Below are 16,959 nucleotides of genomic sequence, written 5' to 3' on the forward strand. Positions count from 1 at the left end.
ATTTTTCACCCCAACCGATACACCGCAAACGGCTCCCCATGACGGTACGGCTCGCTTAGCTGGTCGAGCTTTTGCATCGTTGCCTCGTCCAGCGCAAGCGTTGCGCTTTGCAAGTTGTCCGTGAGCTGTTCCACGCGAGTCGCGCCCACAATGACCGTCGAGACAGCAGGCTTGTGCATCAGCCAGGCAAGCGACAGGACGCTGGATGATACGCCCAGCTCAGCCGCAGCCTTGCCTACCTGCTGCCCGAACTCCAGGTTTTGTTCACTGAGCTTTTGGACGAAGCGCGGCTCTTTGTCAGCGCGTGAACCGGCAGGCGCCTTGTCCACGCTTGTATATTTTCCGGTCAAAATGCCCCCGGCAAGCGGGAAGTACGGGATGATGCCGACTCCTTGATCCAGACACATCGGCACCAGCTCCCGCTCCGGCGTACGATCCGCGAGCGAGTAGCTGACTTGCGTCGATACGTAGCGGTTCAAGCCTGCTTTCTCGCTGATCCCGATCGCTTTCATCAGCTCCCACGCCGCGTAGTTCGATGCCCCGATGTAGCGCACTTTTCCGGAGCGAACCATGTCGTCGAGCGCCCGCAGCGTCTCTTCCAACGGCGTCTCGGGATCAAACGTGTGAATCTGGTACAAGTCGACGTAATCGGTGCGCAGCCGCTTCAAGCTGTCTTCCAGCTCCCGCATCAGATGATAACGCGACGAGCCGCGCTGATTCGGCCCTTCGCCTTTTACCAGACCAGCCTTGGTCGCCAAAACAACCTCGTGCCGCTTCCCTTCCAGCGCCAGTCCGATAATGCGCTCCGATTCGGTTTGCGTGTAAATATTCGCCGTATCGATGAACGTAATCCCGTTCTCGATGGCGGTATGAATGATTTCTACGGATGTTCGTTCATCAGCACGCCCTCCAAATGAATTGGTTCCCAGTCCCAGGGCTGAAACGTTCAGCCCGCTTTTTCCCAAACGGTAATATTTCATGGTGGTCGACCTCGCTTTCCATAATTGAAATGGCTTGTGCAAGACTCTTTCATTATCGCGCATTTGCCGCTCGATTTCATGTTTTTCCCTCTATCGCCAAACAATAAGAGCACACTTGCACATTGCAAAACCATAACGTTTACGTTAATGTTATAGTTGTGACGAAACGACTCGTGAAAATCATCTTGTTTCGGAAAGGGATGGACTGATGTACCGAATTGAAGAGGTTGCGAAAAAAACGAATTTGACCAAGCGAGCCTTGCGCTATTACGAGGAGCTTGGCCTGGTGTCTCCTTCCGGCAGGACGGAGAGCGGCTATCGCATGTACACGGAAGCGGACGTCGAACAAATTGTCCACGTAAAAGACATCCGCGACTTGCTCGGCGCCTCGTTGTCCGAGATTAAAGAAATGATGGAGCTGGGACGCAAATACGAGGAGCAGCGCGAGTTTTACCACCAGCACTACATGGGCCGCGAGCTGGAAGGCGAGGAGCTGCACAGGCGAATCGAGACGCTGAGAACTTTGGAAGAAACGCTCGGCAACCAACGGGACATTTTGCACGGGAAACTGACCAGAATGCAAGAGCTGCTGGAATCTTACGATGAGAAGCTTGCGCGGATCGTCACAAAACGCAATGAGCTGGAAGCAAAAGCAACAGGGAGGTAACACATTTATGTCTGCTGACGCACATTCTTTACGCACGATCTTGAAACAGCCCAAATCGGCCTACGCCGTGGCATTCGCCTGTGTCGTAGCCTTCATGGGGATCGGCCTGGTAGACCCGATTTTGCCTGCGATCGCTGCCAAGCTGCAAGCAACGCCAAGTCAGGTGTCTTTGTTGTTTACGAGTTACATGTTGATGACCGGGGTGACCATGCTCGTCACCGGATGGCTGTCCAGCCGCATCGGTCCGAAACGCACCATGCTGTTTGGTTTGCTCGCTATTATCATCTTTGCTTTTTTGGGCGGCATGGCAAATTCAATCGACGGGATCGTCTGGTTCCGCGCTGGCTGGGGACTGGGAAACGCATTCTTTATTTCGACCGCGCTTGCCGTCATCGTCAGCGTGGCCAGCGGGGGCACAGCTTCTGCGATTGTTTTGTATGAGGCAGCCATCGGACTCGGGATGTCGGTAGGCCCGCTTCTCGGCGGCTTGCTGGGAGGCATTAGCTGGCGCGGTCCGTTTTTTGGCGTTTCGGTGTTGATGGCGATCGCTTTTCTCGCTGTCTTCGTCCTCCTGAACGAAATACCGAAGCCGAAAAAACGCACTTCGCTGCTCGATCCGTTTCGCGCCCTGCGCTACCCTGGACTGTTCACCATGGCAGTAACTGCCTTGCTCTACAACTTCGGATTTTTTACCCTGCTCGCCTATTCGCCGTTTGTGCTGCATATGGATGAGCACAGCTTGGGATTGGTCTTCTTTTTCTGGGGAGTTTTGCTCGCCATTACGTCCGTGATCGTCGCTCCCAAGCTGACCGATCGTTTTGGCTCTGTCCCGACCTTGTACACCATGCTGTTGTTGCTCGCCCTTGATTTGGCTTACATGGGCTTCGCCGTCTCCTCGCAGACCGGGCTGGTCGTCGCGATCGCAGTCGCTGGGGCGATTTTGGGGATCATCAATACCGTTTTGACTACGGTTGTCATGGACGTAGCTCCGGTGGAACGCGCGGTTGCTTCGTCCGCGTACAGCTTCGTCCGCTTTGTAGGCGGCGCCATCGCCCCTTGGCTTGCCGGAAAGCTCGCCGAGTGGTACTCGTCTCAGGTGCCGTTCTACGTCGGAGCCATCGTCGTACTGATCAGCATTGTCGCTCTCTCGGCAGGACGCCGCCATTTGGCAAACGTCCACTAACCAACCAATCAGGCATAACAAAGGCACCTGTACGGCTGCAAAAGGAATGCAGCTGTCAGGTGCCTCTTTTTCTTTTTTATCTATACTTCTTCGATCAGTCGCGCCAGCAGTGTAGCGCGAGTCGATATTTCACCCAGTTCGATCCATTCCTTCGGCGAATGAGCCAATCCACCTTTTGTACCAAGTCCATCCAACGTGGGAACTCCGCAAGCCGCCGCAAAATTGCCGTCGCTGACGCCGCCGGTGCCTGATTCCTCTAGATGCATCCCTAGTTCATTGATACTGATGGATTGGGCCAGCGAAAACAACGCTCCCGTTTCCTCGGTACGCTCCATCGGCGGACGGCGAATGCCGCCTGACACGTGGATGCTCGTACCCGCAAGCATTGGCTCTCGTTCCTGCATGACTTTTTCAATCCGTTGCGCCTCGTCCATGGACACCACCCGGATATCTACCTCTGCCTCGGCGTAATCTGCGACGACATTTGCGCCGATTCCGCCTTTGACGATCCCTACATTGACCGTTGTGCCTTTTTCATAGTCGGTCAGCGAGTGCAGAAATTGCACCTGACGGGCCAGCTCTTCAATCGCCGATACGCCTTTTTGGTGGTCGACGCCAGCGTGAGCCGATTTTCCGTGGATAGCCAACGTGTAGTGCGCACTTCCCTTGCGCCATGTTTTCAGCGCTCCGCCAGGCTCTGTCGGCGGCTCCAGCACAAAGCTCGCAACCGAGCGGGAAGCTTCCTCCTCCACGAGCCAGCGGGAAGTCGGACTGCCGATTTCTTCGTCGCTGTTGAGCAGCAGCACGATTTTTTTGTCTTTTGGCAAGCGATCCAGCTTCACGAGCGCACGCAGCGCAAACATCGCCTGCAACACGCCTGCTTTCATATCGTAGACACCCGGCCCGTACGCTTTGCCATCTTGCATGGAAAACGGCCTGCGCGCTGCTTCTCCTTCCAGCCACACGGTATCGTAGTGACCGATAATGAGAATTTGCTTTTCCCCGTCGCCCAACGTGCAGCGCACCTGATCCCCGTAAGTCGCATTCGGAATCAGTTCCGCCCTGCCGCCTGTCAGCCTTTGAAATTGCAGCGCGAACCAGCCCGCCATCCGGTCGCCCAGCTGCTTGTCGCGGGAAGGCGAGTCCATGTTGACCGCTTCCTCAAGCAGTTGCAAAAAGTGATTCAAATTGTGTTGCAAATAAGTCTGGATTGACATAGTGCCTCTTCCTTAATGAGATTGTGAATTGAGTCCGAACAGGCGCTCTAGTCCGTATACTTTTTCCAGCAATACGATAAAGACCAGACTCAGCAGGATGACGACCGCGGAGATTGAAGCCACCAGCGGATCGAGCGTTTCCTGCATGTAGGTGAAGATCGCAAGCGGAAGCGTGGTCGTATCTGGCGCTACCAAGAACAAGGAAACCGTCACATTGTCAAACGACGTCAGGAACGAGAAAATCATTCCCGACACAATGGCTGGGCGCAGCAAAGGCAGCGTGATGTCCCAAAAAACGCGCAGCGGGTGTGCACCCAGCATGTACCCTGCCTTTTCCAGCGTATAGTCAAATGTGCTAAGTCCTGTGAGCACCAGACGCACAACATACGGGATGGAAATCAGGATGTGCGCCAGGAGCAGCCCTGTAAACGTTCCTGCAATACCGATCCGTGTAAAAAACAGCAAGGCGGAAATCCCGATGATCAGCGAAGGCACGGTAAGCGGGGAGAGCATCAGCGCGTTGATGACGCCGCTCCCGCGGAATTTGTACTTCGACAGCGCGAATGCTGCCAAGGTGCCGAGCACGGTCGCCAGAACAGCGGTAACCGTCGCCAGTTTGAGACTCGTCCAGAGCGATTCGACAAACTCCGGCCGCTCCAGAATCATCGTGTACCATTGAAAAGAGAAGCCTTCCGGCGGAAACGCCAAGTATCCAGCCGCCGTAAACGAGCTTGGAATGATGACCAGAAACGGCAGATTGACCAGCAGCAGCACGAAGAACGTGATGAGTCCGAACGTATTTATCTTTTTCATGACGCAAACACCTCTTTATACCGCTTCGTTTCGATCAACTTCGTATACAGTGTCACCAGCAAAATCGTGCTGCCCAAAAGCAGGAACGCAAGCGCAGCTCCAAGCGGCCAGTTCAAGGTCGCCATGATCTGCTCGTACGCAATGACCGGCATGACTTTTACCGAAGTTCCGCCCATCAGCGCCGGAGTGACAAACGCGCTCATCGACAAGCTGAAAACCAGAGTCGTTCCCGCGATGATCCCCGGCAAGCAGAGCGGCAAAGTCACTGTAAAGAACGTGCGAATGCGCGAAGCTCCCAAAATCGAAGCTGCCTTGGACAAGGACGGATCGATGGCGTACAGGCTGGTCGCAATCGCCAGCACCATGTAGGCAATAAACGAATCGGTCAGACCGATGACGACGCCAAGCTCGTTGTACAAAAGCCGCAACGGCTGCTCGATCAAGCCGAGCTTCATCAGCATTTCGTTAATCCAGCCCTTCTCTCCCAGCACGACTACCCAACCGAAGTTGCGGATGACCACGCTGATGAGATGCGGAGCCAAAATGAGCATCGTCACGATTCCGCGCATTTTTCCTGTCGCCTGCGCCATGTACATCGCCACCGGAAAGCCCAGCAACAAGGTGGCGAGCACGGTCCACAGACTGACGCGAATCGTCCGCCAAAGAATTTCCACATAAAACGAATCTTGAACAAACAAGGTGTAGTTTTGCAGCGTGAAAGCCTGGTTTTCATCCTGGAAGCTGAGCATAAGCATGAGCAGCATCGGCAAAATAAACACCCCGAGCAAAACAATCATCGCAGGTGCCGTCAGCAGTGTGATCGAAAGACGCTTGTTCATCCGTCATCCCCTCTCCACGGGCATGACCAGCACGTCTTCCGCATTCCACTGACAGTAAACCGTTTTGCCTGCTTCTTGTTCAGCCGATTTGTCGCTCATCTGAACCTTGACTGACAGTGTATGCGCTCCGGTCGCCACCTCGCACTCCGTGTAGGAGCCGAGGAAAGAAGCGAGCTGGAGATGGCCTTTTACCCGATTCGGCTGTGCCGTATCCGCTGCGTCGGACAGCTTGATCTTCTCTGGCCGGACGAAAATGACCACTTTTTGCTGGAGGGCAAACGCACGCTGCTGCCCTGTCGCCTGCACAAGCAAACCGCCTGTCGTACGCAAGGTCAGCGTGTCGCCGTCGATCGCGATGACCTCGCCTTCCATCCGGTTTGTTTTGCCGATGAACGTATGCACGAACTCGGAAGCCGGCTGGTTGTAGATTTCGAGCGGAGTCCCGATCTGCTCCACAAAGCCGTGATTCAGGACAACAATACGGTCGGAGAGTGCCAGCGCCTCTTCCTGATCGTGCGTAACGAAAATGGTAGTTACGCCAATCTCCTGATGCAGACGCTTCAACTCGTCGCGCAGTTCCTCGCGCAGCTTCGCATCGAGGTTGCTCAACGGCTCGTCCAGCAGCAAAAGCGAAGGCTCAATCACCAGAGCGCGGGCAATCGCAATGCGCTGACGCTGACCGCCAGACAGCTGCTTTGGATAGCGGTCCGCCACATTCGGCAGCTTGACCAGCTCAAGCACGCGTTTCACGCGATCTTGCATCTCTTGCTTGCCTATCTTGCGCAGCTTCAAGCCGTAGGCGATGTTTTCCGCTACGGTCATATGCGGGAACAGCGAGTACGTCTGGAAAACCATCCCCAGCTCGCGTTTGTACGGCGGCACTCCGTTCATCCGCTGACCTTTGATCAGCAAGTCTCCGCCGTCCGGGTCCAAAAATCCGGCGATCATGTTCAAAGTCGTCGTTTTGCCGCAACCGGATGGACCCAAAAACGAGATAAATTCGCCTTGCTCCACCTGAAGGTTGAAATCCTGAACCACGACATTGTTTTGAAATTTTTTCATGATGCCGCGCAGTTCGACGTCAATCACCTTTGTCACTTCCATACCTACTTTCCTGTTTTAGGTGCGATTTCTTTGTTAAAGCGATCCAGCCAAGCGGATGTTTCCTTGCTGATGATGTCATAGTCAAAGTTCACGACTTTTGAACGGTCAAATTCCAGTGTCTTCGCTACATCGTCCGGCAGCTTCACGCTCGTGGCAGGATTGTAGTACAGCTTGGTCGCGTACATCGTTTGCACTTCGTCTGTCAGCAAAAAGTCGACAAATGCTTTTGCTGCTTGCGGGTGCTTCGCTCCTTTGACCAAAGTAGCGATGTTTGGCACGATATTTCCTCCCTCTTCAGGGAAAACAAATTCCAGCGGCACGCCCGCTTCTTTTTGCGTCAGGCTGCGCGCCATCGTCCAGGTGGTATAGGCTGCGCTCTTGTTTTGCAGATTTTGCTGCAATTGCGCCGCGCTCTTGGCAAAAGTAGGCATGTATCCTGCAAGCGTTGCCAATTTCTCGAAGCCCGGCTCGATGCTCTTCTCTGATCCGCCATTCGCGTAGGCCAGCATGATCATCGTGGAGCGTCCGAAGTTGCTCGCCACATCTGTCATCGTGATGTTGCCCTTCACTTCCGGCTTGGTCAGATCGTTCCACGATTTCGGCACAGGCAGCGATTTCTCTTTGACCAGTTCGCTGTTGTACGAAATCCCCATCGGCGTGAAGTTGACGACTACGCCGCTGTCATCTGTCACCTTCAAATCTTGCGGCACGTTTTTCACATTCGGAATCTCAGTGCCCGAGATCGTTTCCCACAAGCCTTCCTGGCGTCCTTTTTCCTGTTCCCCGCCTTCGATGATCGTCAAGTCAATTTGCGGAGCGTTTTTCTGTGCTTTGACTTTCGCTACAATCTCCGTGGAAACTCCGGATACATACGTCAGCTTCACATTCGGATACTTCTCGTTGAACTTTTTGAAAATCTCGTCTTTCATCAGCTTCTCTACAGTAGCTCCGTTCCCCGCTACCACCAGCGTATCTTCCAGTTGTACTTGTGCTTGTGTACCTCCTGAATTGCCCGTGGTCGGAGCTGGTGTAGCTGTTTGCGGCGTGGAGGAGCCACATCCAGCCAACAAAGAACCAGTCAAAGCAAAAATGGACAGAACAGATAATGCCTTTTTCTTCAAGTTCGTCAACCCCCGATTTACCTTTATTGTTCACGAATAGAGAACAGTGTTTGCTATTCGAGAACGTTAGTGTTATCCTATCATAAAGATACTGACTATTCAAGGTAGTCATACAAAAACAACCATTATCGCAATTCGCAACCCTACCTGTGGTAAAATAGGGCTAATGCACATAAAGGAGACGTTTTTCATGGACCAAGTATTGTCTTCTGTACGAAACGGCTGCCGACTCTTGAAAATGTTCCTTGATTCTCCCAAAGAGCTTGGCGTGACAGAACTGAGCAAAAAACTGCAACTGTCAAAAGGGGCCGTACACAAGCTGCTATCCACGCTGGAGTCCGAAGGCTTCATTCGCCAAAATGAAAAAACCAAGCAATACACGCTCGGTTATACTTTGCTGGAGTTGGGCACGAAGGTGCTCACCAACCACGATATCGTCGATTTTTCCAAACCGTATTTGACCGGACTCGTCTCCCGGGTCAACGAGCTTGCCGTCCTCTGCGTCCAGGATGCAAAAGACGCCATATACGTAGCGAAAGAAGACTCGCTTCACCCGATCCGCTTTACCGTAGAGTCCTTCCGCCGCTTTCCGCTGTACTCGACATCGGCTGCCCGGGTGTTGCTCGCTTTTCAACCGGAGTCTTTCCAGGACGAAATATTGGCGGAACATCCGTTGAAAACGTACACTACTCATTCCTACACATCGGTGGCGGACATCAAGGACAATCTGCGCACGATCCGCGAACGCGGCTACGAGATCAGCTCCAATCGCCGCAACGCGGGCGTCACGGGAATTGCTGCGCCGATTTTCGATTCAACCGGACATGTGACAGCCTCCGTCAGTGTGATCGGCCCGTCTGATCGCGTCTTGCCGAGACAGGAAGAGATTTTGGCAGACACGCTTGCGACTGTGCGCGAGATGTCCGCCCACTTGGGCTATCGCTTGGGCTGACCAACACATAATAAACACAAAAAGACCTTTTCCCCCGCACGATCACACTTTCCGTTGGGGAGAAGGTCTTTGTCTTTTCTCATGCGCCCAGCACTCGGCCCGGCATGCCTGAAATGTCCTAAAACGCGAACACTTGCCGCCACAGCGCCACGATAACCACTCCAGCGAGCAACGCCCAAACGATCTGCTTTTTCCAAAGCCCTACCGCCAGCGCCACAGTGCCCGCCACCAAATACTCCGGGCTCCACGCCCCTTTTGGCGCGTGAAACAAGATGGGCGGAATCGTCATGGATGTGAACACGCCGACTGGCACCATCGCCAAACCCCGTCCGAGCCAGGCCGGAATCTGCCACCTGGAACTGATCAACAGCATCGGAAATCGCGTCAAATACGTAATGATCGCCATTAAAACGATATAGAGCAAAATTTTATCGTTCACCGCTCAACGCCCCCATCACTACGGCCGTCACTGTCCCGGCGATCACGGCAACCGTCGCTCCTCCGAGCCAAAAGCCAAGACAGGCAACAACCGCGGCACAACCAGCCACTTTGAGATGATACGATGAAACCAGATTAACGGCCAGAAACCCGAGAAACGTCGCGATAAAAGCAAAATCCAGCCCCCAGCTTTCCGTCTGGGTAAATACCGTTCCGAAAATGGCTCCCGCCAGCGTGCTGGCATTCCAGATCACGTAATCAGCCGTACTCGCTCCGGCGAAATAAGCAAGGCTCGGTTTTTCCCCGGCGGCCAAATAGGTCGCCTTGAGCGCATACGTCTCGTCGTTGAGCGTCCCGGCCATCAGCGACAGCTTCCATGGCGCCGTCTCGCGGAACTTCGGCCCCAGAGCCAGTCCGTACAACAGATGACGAGCGTTCAAAAGCAGCGTCGAAACCAGGATCGGCCAACCGACAATCCCCTGGGAAATCAAACCGACAGCCGCAAACTGCGACGAGCCTGCATTGACCAGCAAGGAAAACAGCATCGCTTCCGTCACTCCCAGCCCTGCCTGCCTCGCCAAAATGCCAAACACCATTCCATCCACAATTCCGGCGGCTGCCACCGGAATGATTTGCTTCATTCCTTTTACAAACAACGACTGCGACACCTTGATGTGCTCTCCCTTCTGCGCTTCCCCTCTGTCTGATGCAATTGTTGCTTCAATGTCTCTGCAAATACGGCGCCCACGCCTTTTTCAACAGGCGAATGCCCTCGCCCATCTCTTCCAGGCTCAAACCGCCGAAGCCGAACTGGAAAGCAGGCAGTCCTTTTTGCGCTGGCTCCATCCACTTGTGGGAAGTCGGGTAGACGCGAATCCCTTCCGCAGCCGCGATTTGCGCAAGCTCTATGGCTGTACGTTCACTCGCTACCTCAATCGTCACGGACAGCCCGGCGTCCTGGCCTTTGAGCAAAATGTGCGCCCCAAGCTGCTCCTGCAAAAGTTGAAGCATCGCATCGTGCTTTTTGCGATAAATCGTCCGCATTTTGCGAATGTGCCGCTCCCAGTCGCCATGCTTCATGAACAAGGCCAGCGTCTCCTGATGGATGCGCGAAGCAGACTGGTCAAAATCAATCAACTCCTTGTGATAAATCTTGAGCAGCTCGTGAGGCAGCACCATGTAGCTAATCCGAATCGATGGCAAAAGCGCCTTGGAAAAAGTCCCGACATAGATCACCCGCCCGTTGGTATCCAGCCCCTGGAGGGAAGGAATCGGTCGGCCGTGATAACGAAACTCTCCGTCGTAGTCATCCTCGATGATGTACCCGTTTGCCTGATTGGCCCAGTGCAGCAGCTTCAAGCGCTTGGCGTACGGCATGACGATTCCGGACGGGTCCTGGTGAGACGGGGTAATATAGACGTACCTGGCCCCGCTTTTGCTGAGCGCCTCCACATCGATCCCGTCGTCCTCCAGCCGAATCGGCCGAACCTCAAAGCCGAGATGGGAAAAAACGGATCGAACGCCGTTATAGCCCGGCTCCTCCATAGCGACAGCCTGTCCCTGCGCACCGAACATGAAGCCGAGCAAACTGATCATAATCTGCGTTCCCGCACCGATTACGATTTGCTCAGGCGTAGCCTGCACGCCGCGCGCTCGCCCCAGATAGCGGGCCAACTCTTCCCGCAAAAGCGGCTCTCCTTGCCTGTCCCCGTAGTAGAGCACGCTCTTGTTCTCTTTTTGCATGCACTGATTCGTGTATTTGCGCCAGCGTTCATACGGAAAATGCTCGGCGTCTACTTTTGCCTGGTGGAAATCATAGCGGACGGGAGCGGGAAGCACCTCGGTTATCCCATGTACGCGCTCCTTTTCTTTGCGAACGGCGTCAACATCTGGATATTGCTTCTTGCCGGGCATCTTCAAGATCGGTCCATCCCAGTCCACATCCACGACAAAAAACCCGCTGCGCTCCCGACTCTCGATATATCCTTCTGCCAAAAGCTGATGGTACGCGCTTTCCACCGTCGTTTTGCTGACGTGCAAAAATCCGCTCAAAGCGCGTACAGACGGCAGCTTCGTCCCGGACGGCAGTCCGCCTCTTTGAATTTCTTCGCGAAAATATCGATAAAGCTGCAAGTACAAAGCTTCTCCGTCCTCAATCAAATGGGGACTGATATCCAGCATGTTCCTCTTTCTCCTCTCCCGCCAACTGACCCGTTCCGCTTTTTTCTATCTGTACATGTTCAGACGGGTTCAATCGGTCTATGCTAATCATATACGAAATTTTGCAAAATTACTTTTTGTTCGCAAAGAAAAGAAAAACCGACGGAGATGTCTCTCCATCGGCTCCTTGCTACGCGAGGCTATGCGAGATAAGCTTCCCTGACCTGCGGATTTGCCAGCAAGGTCTGCGCATCGTCCTTCAAAATGATTTCTCCGGTCTGAATCACATAGCCGCGATGTGCCACCGAAAGGGCCTGGTTCGCGTTTTGCTCCACCAACAAAATCGTCATGCCTTCTTTGTTCAGCTCAGTGACGATGTCAAAAATCTGCTCCACGAGAATCGGCGCCAGTCCCATTGACGGCTCATCGAGCATCAAAATCTTCGGCTTCATCATCAAGCCGCGTGCAATCGCCAGCATTTGCTGCTCGCCGCCGGACATCGTGCCGCCTTTTTGATCAATCCGCTCTTTCAGGCGGGGAAAATAGGCGAAAGCTCGCTCGATGCCTTCCTCAATCACGCTTTTGTCCGCTACTCCGAAAGCGCCCATCTCCAAATTTTCGCGGACTGTCAGCTTGGGAAAAATACGACGTCCTTCCGGTACGTGAGCGATGCCCGCGCTGGCGATATCGTGAGTGCGCATCTGGGTGATATCTTTGCCATTGAAAATCACTTTGCCTTCCTTGGCGCGGGTCTGTCCGCAGATCGTCTTCAAGGTAGTTGATTTTCCCGCCCCGTTGGAGCCGATCAAAGTGACTACCTCGCCCTCGTTGACGGTAATGCTCAATCCCTTCAATGCGTGGATACCGCCGTAATAGGTATGAACGTTATTCAGCTCTAACAATGCCATTGTGTTTCCTCCTTCTACGACACTTCCGACGCGCTTTTTCCGAGATAGGCTTCAATTACATTCGGGTTGTTGCGGATTTGTTCCGGCGTTCCTTCGGCGATTTTGCGGCCGTAGTCCAGCACGTGAATGTACTCGCTCAGTCCCATGACCAGCTTCATGTCGTGCTCGATCAGGATAATCGTCAGGTCAAGCTCCCGTTTCAGCTTGCGAATAAAGTCGGTCATTTCCACCGTCTCGCGCGGGTTCATGCCCGCAGCAGGTTCATCGAGCAAAATGATTTCCGGGTTGGTCGCCATCGCTCTGGCAATTTCCAGGCGCCGTTGCAAACCGTACGGCAAGCTGCCCGCCGCTTCGTTGGCGATATGCGCGATCCCGACATATTCCAGGAGCTGGTACGCTTCCACACGCGCCTTTTCCTCTTCGACGCGCACGCGCTTCGTGTTGAACAAAATGCCGAGCAATCCGGCAGACAAGCGGCTGTGAACGCCTACCATCACGTTTTCCAGCGCCGTCATTTCCTTGAACAGACGGATGTTTTGAAAAGTCCTTGTGATGCCGCGGCTCGCAATCTGGTCGGGACGCAACCCTTTGATGCTTTTGCCGTTCAACAGGATTTCGCCTTCATCCGGCTCGTAAAATCCAGTGATCATGTTGAAGAAAGTCGTCTTTCCGGCCCCATTCGGCCCAATTACTGCTGTAATGCTGCCTTTTTCTATGGAAATCGAGACGTCCTGGTTCGCCACCAGTCCGCCAAAACGTTTGGTCAAATTTTTCGCTTCCAACAATGCCATGCCCTTTTCCCTCCTCGTCCGCTATGACTGCTTGCCAGAAGCCAATTGGGACAGCTTGCCGAGAATCCCCAGCTTTTCTTTGCCGTAATCGCTCGCTTTGATCGCATCGAGATCGTTCTTTTTCCGCTTGGCCGGAATCAGTCCATTCGGACGATACAAGGCTGCGAGAATCAGCATGATCCCGAAAATAAGGCGTTGGAACTTGGACGGGTCGAGCTGGTTCGGCAGGTTGATGATTCCCGACTGCTGCAAGCTGTGCAAGAAGTTGGAGAACTCTTTCAAGAGCTGCACTTGCAAAATGGTGACGAAAGCAGCTCCGAGCACGACGCCAGGGATGCTTCCGCTGCCGCCGAGAATGACCATCACCAAAATCCCGATCGATTCCATCAGCGTAAACGAAGTCGGATCGATGAACGTCTGCTTGGCTGCAAAAATGACGCCTACCACCCCTGCGAAGGAAGCCCCTGTCGCAAAAGCCGCCAGCTTCGTATTCAACAGCGAGATCCCCATGGACTGCGCAGCCAGTTCATCCTCGCGAACAGCGATCCAGGCGCGGCCGAGACGGGAATGCTCGAAACGAATATTCGCCAGGACAATGAAAGCGATCACGAACAACACGATAAAGTAAAAGAAAAACGGTGTCCCCATCTTGATGCCGAACAGCTCCGGCGACGGAATCGGGGTAATCCCTTGTGGTCCGTTCGTAATGTTGATCGGTTTGTCCAGGTTATTAAAAATAATCCGAATAATCTCACCAAACCCGAGCGTAACGATGGCCAAATAGTCGCCTTTTACACGGAGTACGGGTAGCCCGAGCAATACCCCGAAGACGGCGGCGACGATCAATCCGACGATGAGGAACGGCCAGAACCATTCACCCGACAGCGGAAACAGGTTGCCTGCGATAAATTCGTTTGCCTGCGAGGTCGAGAAGATCGCGTATGCGTACGCACCGGCAGCAAAGAAGGCGACGTATCCCAAGTCGAGCAATCCTGCGAAGCCTACTACGATGTTCAAGCCGAGCGCCATCGCCACGTAAATGCCCACCTGCGAGGCCACTTCCATGTAGTAGCGGTTTTCCCCTGCGACCAGCGGAATGACAATCAACAGCACAGCTGCCCCGATGACCATTTTGATCGCTTTCGACGTGTTCGTGTAATAGATGAGCACAATCGAAGAGAGAATGCCGAGAAACGCGATGACTGATTTGTCCATGAAATGCAAAGCAGCCGCGAAGCCTGCGATCCAAACCAACGTGAGCGCGAGCGGTATTCCTTTGAACGTTTTCCATGTCAGATTTGCCATTGGTTTCACCTACACTTTCTCTTTCACAGCTTCGCCAAACAGCCCTTCAGGCTTGAAGAGAAGCACGAGGATTAGAATACTGAATGCAAACACGTCTTTGTACTCGGCACCGAATGCGCCGTTGGTCAACGGTCCCATGAACGCTCCCGACAGCGACTCCAGCAGTCCGAGCAGCACTCCGCCAACCATCGCGCCGCGCAAATTGCCGATTCCGCCGAGAACGGCTGCCGTAAATGCTTTCAATCCGAGAATGAATCCGATATAAGGGTCGATCGTCCCGTAGTTTTGGGCGAACAGCACGCCTGTCGCTCCACCGAGACTGGAACCGATCAAAAACGTCAGCATGATTACTTTGTCTACATTTATGGTCATCAGCGAAGCCGTACTCTGATCCTGCGCTACGGCACGCATGGCGATTCCCCACTTTGTCTTGTTAATGAACAGCGTCAGACTTATCATCATTACGATCGCGAGCACAATTACAATCAAGCCTTTGGTAGGAATCGTGGCAATGCTGCCTAAAGAAATCGAACCAGTAAAAAGAGTTGGACTGTTCAGATAAAATTCATTGCGAGCCAGCGCTTCGGTAAAACGAACAAGGTCTTGCAGCAAAAACGATACGCCGATAGCAGAAATCAGCGGTACGAGACGCGGTGCCCCACGCAGCGGCCGATAAGCCACTCTCTCGATCCCCACTCCAAGCGCCCCCGTTAACACCATGGCGATGATCAGTGTCAAGAATAGTGCGACAAAAGGATTCATGCCTTCCAGCGCCCCCAAGGAATCAGAGATCAGCAATACCTCTGTCCCGACAAACGCCCCCACCATAAAGATTTCTCCATGAGCAAAGTTGATAAATTCCAAAATCCCGTAAACCATTGTGTAGCCCAAGGCTACGACTGCATACATGAATCCAAGTGTTAATCCGTCAACCAACACCTGAGGCAAAATGTTGAGCATCATGCTTCCCATCCCTCACTTCTCAATAAACTTGTAGAAATTTTCTGCATTCATTCACATGGCTGGACGTGAGTTTCCGTAGAAAAGGGCGAACACCAACGTGCCGCCCCTTTACCGGTATGAGGCATGAAAGAGTGTACGGTGATGTTGGCTGCGATTACTCGGCCTTGCCTACAAAAGTTGACTTGTCCTTGTCATACTTGTAAATGAATACATCTGCGTTTGTGTTGTCACCTTTTTCATCAAAGGTAACTTTTGTGAATTGCCCCTGAAAATCTTTTGTTTTGTGAACTGCTTCGAGGACTTGCTCGCGTGTTGGTTTTTTGCCACCGTTCGCTTTGATTGCTTCCATGACGCCGTTAAGGATGACGTTCATGGAATCGAAACCGTAGACGGAGTAGGTTTCTAGAGGTTTGTTCGTGGTTTTCTTGTACTCTTCAGCCCACTTCTTGCCCTCTTCGGTTTGCGTCACGTCACCTGCTACTGACGTGAACACAACGCCTTCGACAGCATCGCCGGCTATTTTAATCATATCAGAAGAGTCCAAGCCGTCGCCACCCATAAAATATCCCTTGTATCCTTTTTCCCGGGCTTGTTTGACCAGGATTCCGCCTTCCGGATAAAGCCCGCCGAAAAAGATGATGTCAGGGTTCTTTGCCGATACCTGATTCAGTACGGCGCTGTAATCTTTTTCGCCTTGCGTGATGCCTTCATACCCGAGAAGCTGCACGCCGTCCTTTTCGAACTGCAACTTCACCTGGTCGCTCAAGCCTTGGCCGTATGCGGTCTTATCATGAATAATAAAAGCTGTTTTCACGCCGAGCGTATTTTTCGCATACATGGCCGCTTTCGGTCCCTGGGCGTCATCGCGAGCACAAATCCGGTGTACGGTTTTCTTCCCTTCCTCGGTCAGCTTCACGGCTGTGTTGGCAGGGGAGACCATGACCAGTTTGCCTTCCTCGTACTTCACGGATGAAGGAATCGCCACACCGGAGTTCAGGTGTCCGACTACCCCGTACACATCAGGATTGGAGATGAGCATTTCCGCATTGGATACCCCGATTTTCGGGTCCGCCTGGTCATCCTGCGGGAAGAGCTGGATGTCGAAGCCGAGCTTTTTAAATTCTTCCTTGCGTTGATTCAGTGCGTATTCCGCACCTGTCTTGATCGCGTCTCCGAGAGAGGACTGGTTCCCGGAGAGGGGGGTTTGTGTTGCGATCTTGATGACACCACCGTCTGTTGCTGCGCCACCGCCGCTGCCAGACGTGCTTGGCTGATTTTGCGCTGGCTGACCACCTCCGCCCGTGTTGCTTCCCCCTGATGAGTTGCTGGTTCCTGCGCAACCTGTGAGTGCCACACTCGTCGCCAATACCGCAGATAAAATACTGATGTGAGAGAGTTTTTTCATGCGGAATTGAATCCCCCTTTAATTATTTTTTATTTTTGTCCTCGCCAGTCGATCTACCCTAGCTACCAGGTTGCGACTATGTAAGCTTGTTTTCTGATGGAACAGAAGATAGA

General features: G+C 53.3%; 17 protein-coding genes. 3 read left to right on the forward strand and 14 right to left on the reverse strand.

Annotation, left to right across the window (positions count from 1 at the left end; all coding sequences use genetic code 11):
• Nucleotides 1-5: 5 nt before the first annotated feature.
• Nucleotides 6-980: an aldo/keto reductase gene (locus IRJ17_RS00875; RefSeq protein ID WP_173597847.1), complete on the reverse strand. Its 975-nt coding sequence runs from the start codon at nt 978-980 to the stop codon at nt 6-8.
• Between the two features lie 208 nt (nt 981-1,188).
• Between IRJ17_RS00875 and IRJ17_RS00880 the strand changes: the two genes are divergently transcribed.
• Entirely contained in the window at nt 1,189-1,647 is a 459-nt protein-coding gene (locus IRJ17_RS00880; RefSeq protein WP_173597846.1) for a MerR family transcriptional regulator, read from the forward strand.
• Between the two features lie 7 nt (nt 1,648-1,654).
• Nucleotides 1,655-2,830 carry an MFS transporter gene (locus IRJ17_RS00885; RefSeq protein ID WP_173597845.1) on the forward strand — a complete coding sequence of 392 codons (1,176 nt, stop codon included), beginning with the start codon at nt 1,655-1,657 and terminating at the stop codon, nt 2,828-2,830.
• An 80-nt stretch (nt 2,831-2,910) separates the two neighbouring features.
• Here IRJ17_RS00885 and IRJ17_RS00890 read toward each other — a convergent pair whose 3' ends face one another.
• The 5 genes from IRJ17_RS00890 to IRJ17_RS00910 are packed head-to-tail and all read right to left on the reverse strand — an operon-like array spanning nt 2,911 to nt 7,924.
• A complete protein-coding gene (locus tag IRJ17_RS00890; RefSeq protein ID WP_173599461.1) occupies nt 2,911-4,047 on the reverse strand; it encodes a M20 family metallopeptidase in 1,137 nt (378 codons plus the stop codon).
• Nucleotides 4,048-4,059: 12 nt separating this feature from the next.
• Nucleotides 4,060-4,860 carry an ABC transporter permease gene (locus tag IRJ17_RS00895; RefSeq protein WP_242772809.1) on the reverse strand — a complete coding sequence of 267 codons (801 nt, stop codon included), beginning with the start codon at nt 4,858-4,860 and terminating at the stop codon, nt 4,060-4,062.
• Nucleotides 4,857-5,699, reverse strand: coding sequence for an ABC transporter permease (locus tag IRJ17_RS00900; protein WP_122965552.1), 843 nt, complete (start codon nt 5,697-5,699; stop codon nt 4,857-4,859). The genes IRJ17_RS00895 and IRJ17_RS00900 overlap by 4 nt, the downstream gene beginning before the upstream one ends.
• 3 nt (nt 5,700-5,702) lie before the next feature.
• Nucleotides 5,703-6,797, reverse strand: coding sequence for an ABC transporter ATP-binding protein (locus IRJ17_RS00905; RefSeq protein WP_122965623.1), 1,095 nt, complete (start codon nt 6,795-6,797; stop codon nt 5,703-5,705).
• Between the two features lie 8 nt (nt 6,798-6,805).
• A complete protein-coding gene (locus tag IRJ17_RS00910; protein ID WP_122965624.1) occupies nt 6,806-7,924 on the reverse strand; it encodes an ABC transporter substrate-binding protein in 1,119 nt (372 codons plus the stop codon).
• Between the two features lie 190 nt (nt 7,925-8,114).
• On the opposite strand from IRJ17_RS00910, the gene IRJ17_RS00915 reads away from it, so the two are divergent.
• Nucleotides 8,115-8,876 carry an IclR family transcriptional regulator gene (locus IRJ17_RS00915; RefSeq protein ID WP_122965553.1) on the forward strand — a complete coding sequence of 254 codons (762 nt, stop codon included), beginning with the start codon at nt 8,115-8,117 and terminating at the stop codon, nt 8,874-8,876.
• A 118-nt stretch (nt 8,877-8,994) separates the two neighbouring features.
• Here the strand turns inward: IRJ17_RS00915 and IRJ17_RS00920 are convergent, their stop codons facing one another.
• From IRJ17_RS00920 to IRJ17_RS00955, 8 genes are all read right to left on the reverse strand, one after another.
• Entirely contained in the window at nt 8,995-9,315 is a 321-nt protein-coding gene (locus tag IRJ17_RS00920; RefSeq protein ID WP_229049812.1) for an AzlD domain-containing protein, read from the reverse strand.
• On the reverse strand, nt 9,305-9,982 hold the full coding sequence (locus IRJ17_RS00925; protein ID WP_242772812.1) for an AzlC family ABC transporter permease: 678 nt from the start codon (nt 9,980-9,982) through the stop codon (nt 9,305-9,307). Before IRJ17_RS00925 ends, IRJ17_RS00920 begins: the two co-directional genes overlap by 11 nt.
• Before the next feature lie 52 nt (nt 9,983-10,034).
• A complete protein-coding gene (pdxR, locus tag IRJ17_RS00930; RefSeq protein WP_122965554.1) occupies nt 10,035-11,495 on the reverse strand; it encodes a MocR-like pyridoxine biosynthesis transcription factor PdxR in 1,461 nt (486 codons plus the stop codon).
• Between the two features lie 179 nt (nt 11,496-11,674).
• Nucleotides 11,675-12,382 (reverse strand): ABC transporter ATP-binding protein, encoded by a 708-nt coding sequence (locus IRJ17_RS00935; RefSeq protein ID WP_063229556.1) that lies wholly within the window; start codon nt 12,380-12,382, stop codon nt 11,675-11,677.
• 14 nt (nt 12,383-12,396) lie between these two features.
• Complete coding sequence (locus IRJ17_RS00940; protein ID WP_122965555.1) at nt 12,397-13,173, reverse strand: ABC transporter ATP-binding protein; 777 nt, start codon at nt 13,171-13,173, stop codon at nt 12,397-12,399.
• A 21-nt stretch (nt 13,174-13,194) separates the two neighbouring features.
• Entirely contained in the window at nt 13,195-14,478 is a 1,284-nt protein-coding gene (locus IRJ17_RS00945; protein WP_063229622.1) for a branched-chain amino acid ABC transporter permease, read from the reverse strand.
• A 9-nt stretch (nt 14,479-14,487) separates the two neighbouring features.
• Nucleotides 14,488-15,450 (reverse strand): branched-chain amino acid ABC transporter permease, encoded by a 963-nt coding sequence (locus IRJ17_RS00950; RefSeq protein WP_167470349.1) that lies wholly within the window; start codon nt 15,448-15,450, stop codon nt 14,488-14,490.
• A gap of 145 nt (nt 15,451-15,595) precedes the next feature.
• Nucleotides 15,596-16,846 (reverse strand): branched-chain amino acid ABC transporter substrate-binding protein, encoded by a 1,251-nt coding sequence (locus IRJ17_RS00955; RefSeq protein ID WP_122965557.1) that lies wholly within the window; start codon nt 16,844-16,846, stop codon nt 15,596-15,598.
• Between the last annotated feature and the right edge of the window lie 113 nt (nt 16,847-16,959).

This window comes from Brevibacillus parabrevis (assembly GCF_022701015.1).
In the GTDB taxonomy this organism is placed as follows: Bacteria; Bacillota; Bacilli; order Brevibacillales; family Brevibacillaceae; genus Brevibacillus; species Brevibacillus parabrevis.

Bases quoted from the DNA above. Each gene is read 5' to 3' on its own strand.
- IRJ17_RS00890 (WP_173599461.1), bottom strand. From the start codon at position 4,047: ATGTCAATCCAGACTTATTTGCAACACAATTTGAATCACTTTTTGCAA.
- IRJ17_RS00955 (WP_122965557.1), bottom strand. From the start codon at position 16,846: ATGAAAAAACTCTCTCACATCAGTATTTTATCTGCGGTATTGGCGACG.
- IRJ17_RS00915 (WP_122965553.1), top strand. From the start codon at position 8,115: ATGGACCAAGTATTGTCTTCTGTACGAAACGGCTGCCGACTCTTGAAA.
- IRJ17_RS00875 (WP_173597847.1), bottom strand. From the start codon at position 980: ATGAAATATTACCGTTTGGGAAAAAGCGGGCTGAACGTTTCAGCCCTG.
- IRJ17_RS00945 (WP_063229622.1), bottom strand. From the start codon at position 14,478: ATGGCAAATCTGACATGGAAAACGTTCAAAGGAATACCGCTCGCGCTC.
- IRJ17_RS00935 (WP_063229556.1), bottom strand. From the start codon at position 12,382: ATGGCATTGTTAGAGCTGAATAACGTTCATACCTATTACGGCGGTATC.
- IRJ17_RS00950 (WP_167470349.1), bottom strand. From the start codon at position 15,450: ATGGGAAGCATGATGCTCAACATTTTGCCTCAGGTGTTGGTTGACGGA.
- IRJ17_RS00895 (WP_242772809.1), bottom strand. From the start codon at position 4,860: ATGAAAAAGATAAATACGTTCGGACTCATCACGTTCTTCGTGCTGCTG.
- pdxR (WP_122965554.1), bottom strand. From the start codon at position 11,495: ATGCTGGATATCAGTCCCCATTTGATTGAGGACGGAGAAGCTTTGTAC.
- IRJ17_RS00900 (WP_122965552.1), bottom strand. From the start codon at position 5,699: ATGAACAAGCGTCTTTCGATCACACTGCTGACGGCACCTGCGATGATT.
- IRJ17_RS00940 (WP_122965555.1), bottom strand. From the start codon at position 13,173: ATGGCATTGTTGGAAGCGAAAAATTTGACCAAACGTTTTGGCGGACTG.
- IRJ17_RS00880 (WP_173597846.1), top strand. From the start codon at position 1,189: ATGTACCGAATTGAAGAGGTTGCGAAAAAAACGAATTTGACCAAGCGA.
- IRJ17_RS00885 (WP_173597845.1), top strand. From the start codon at position 1,655: ATGTCTGCTGACGCACATTCTTTACGCACGATCTTGAAACAGCCCAAA.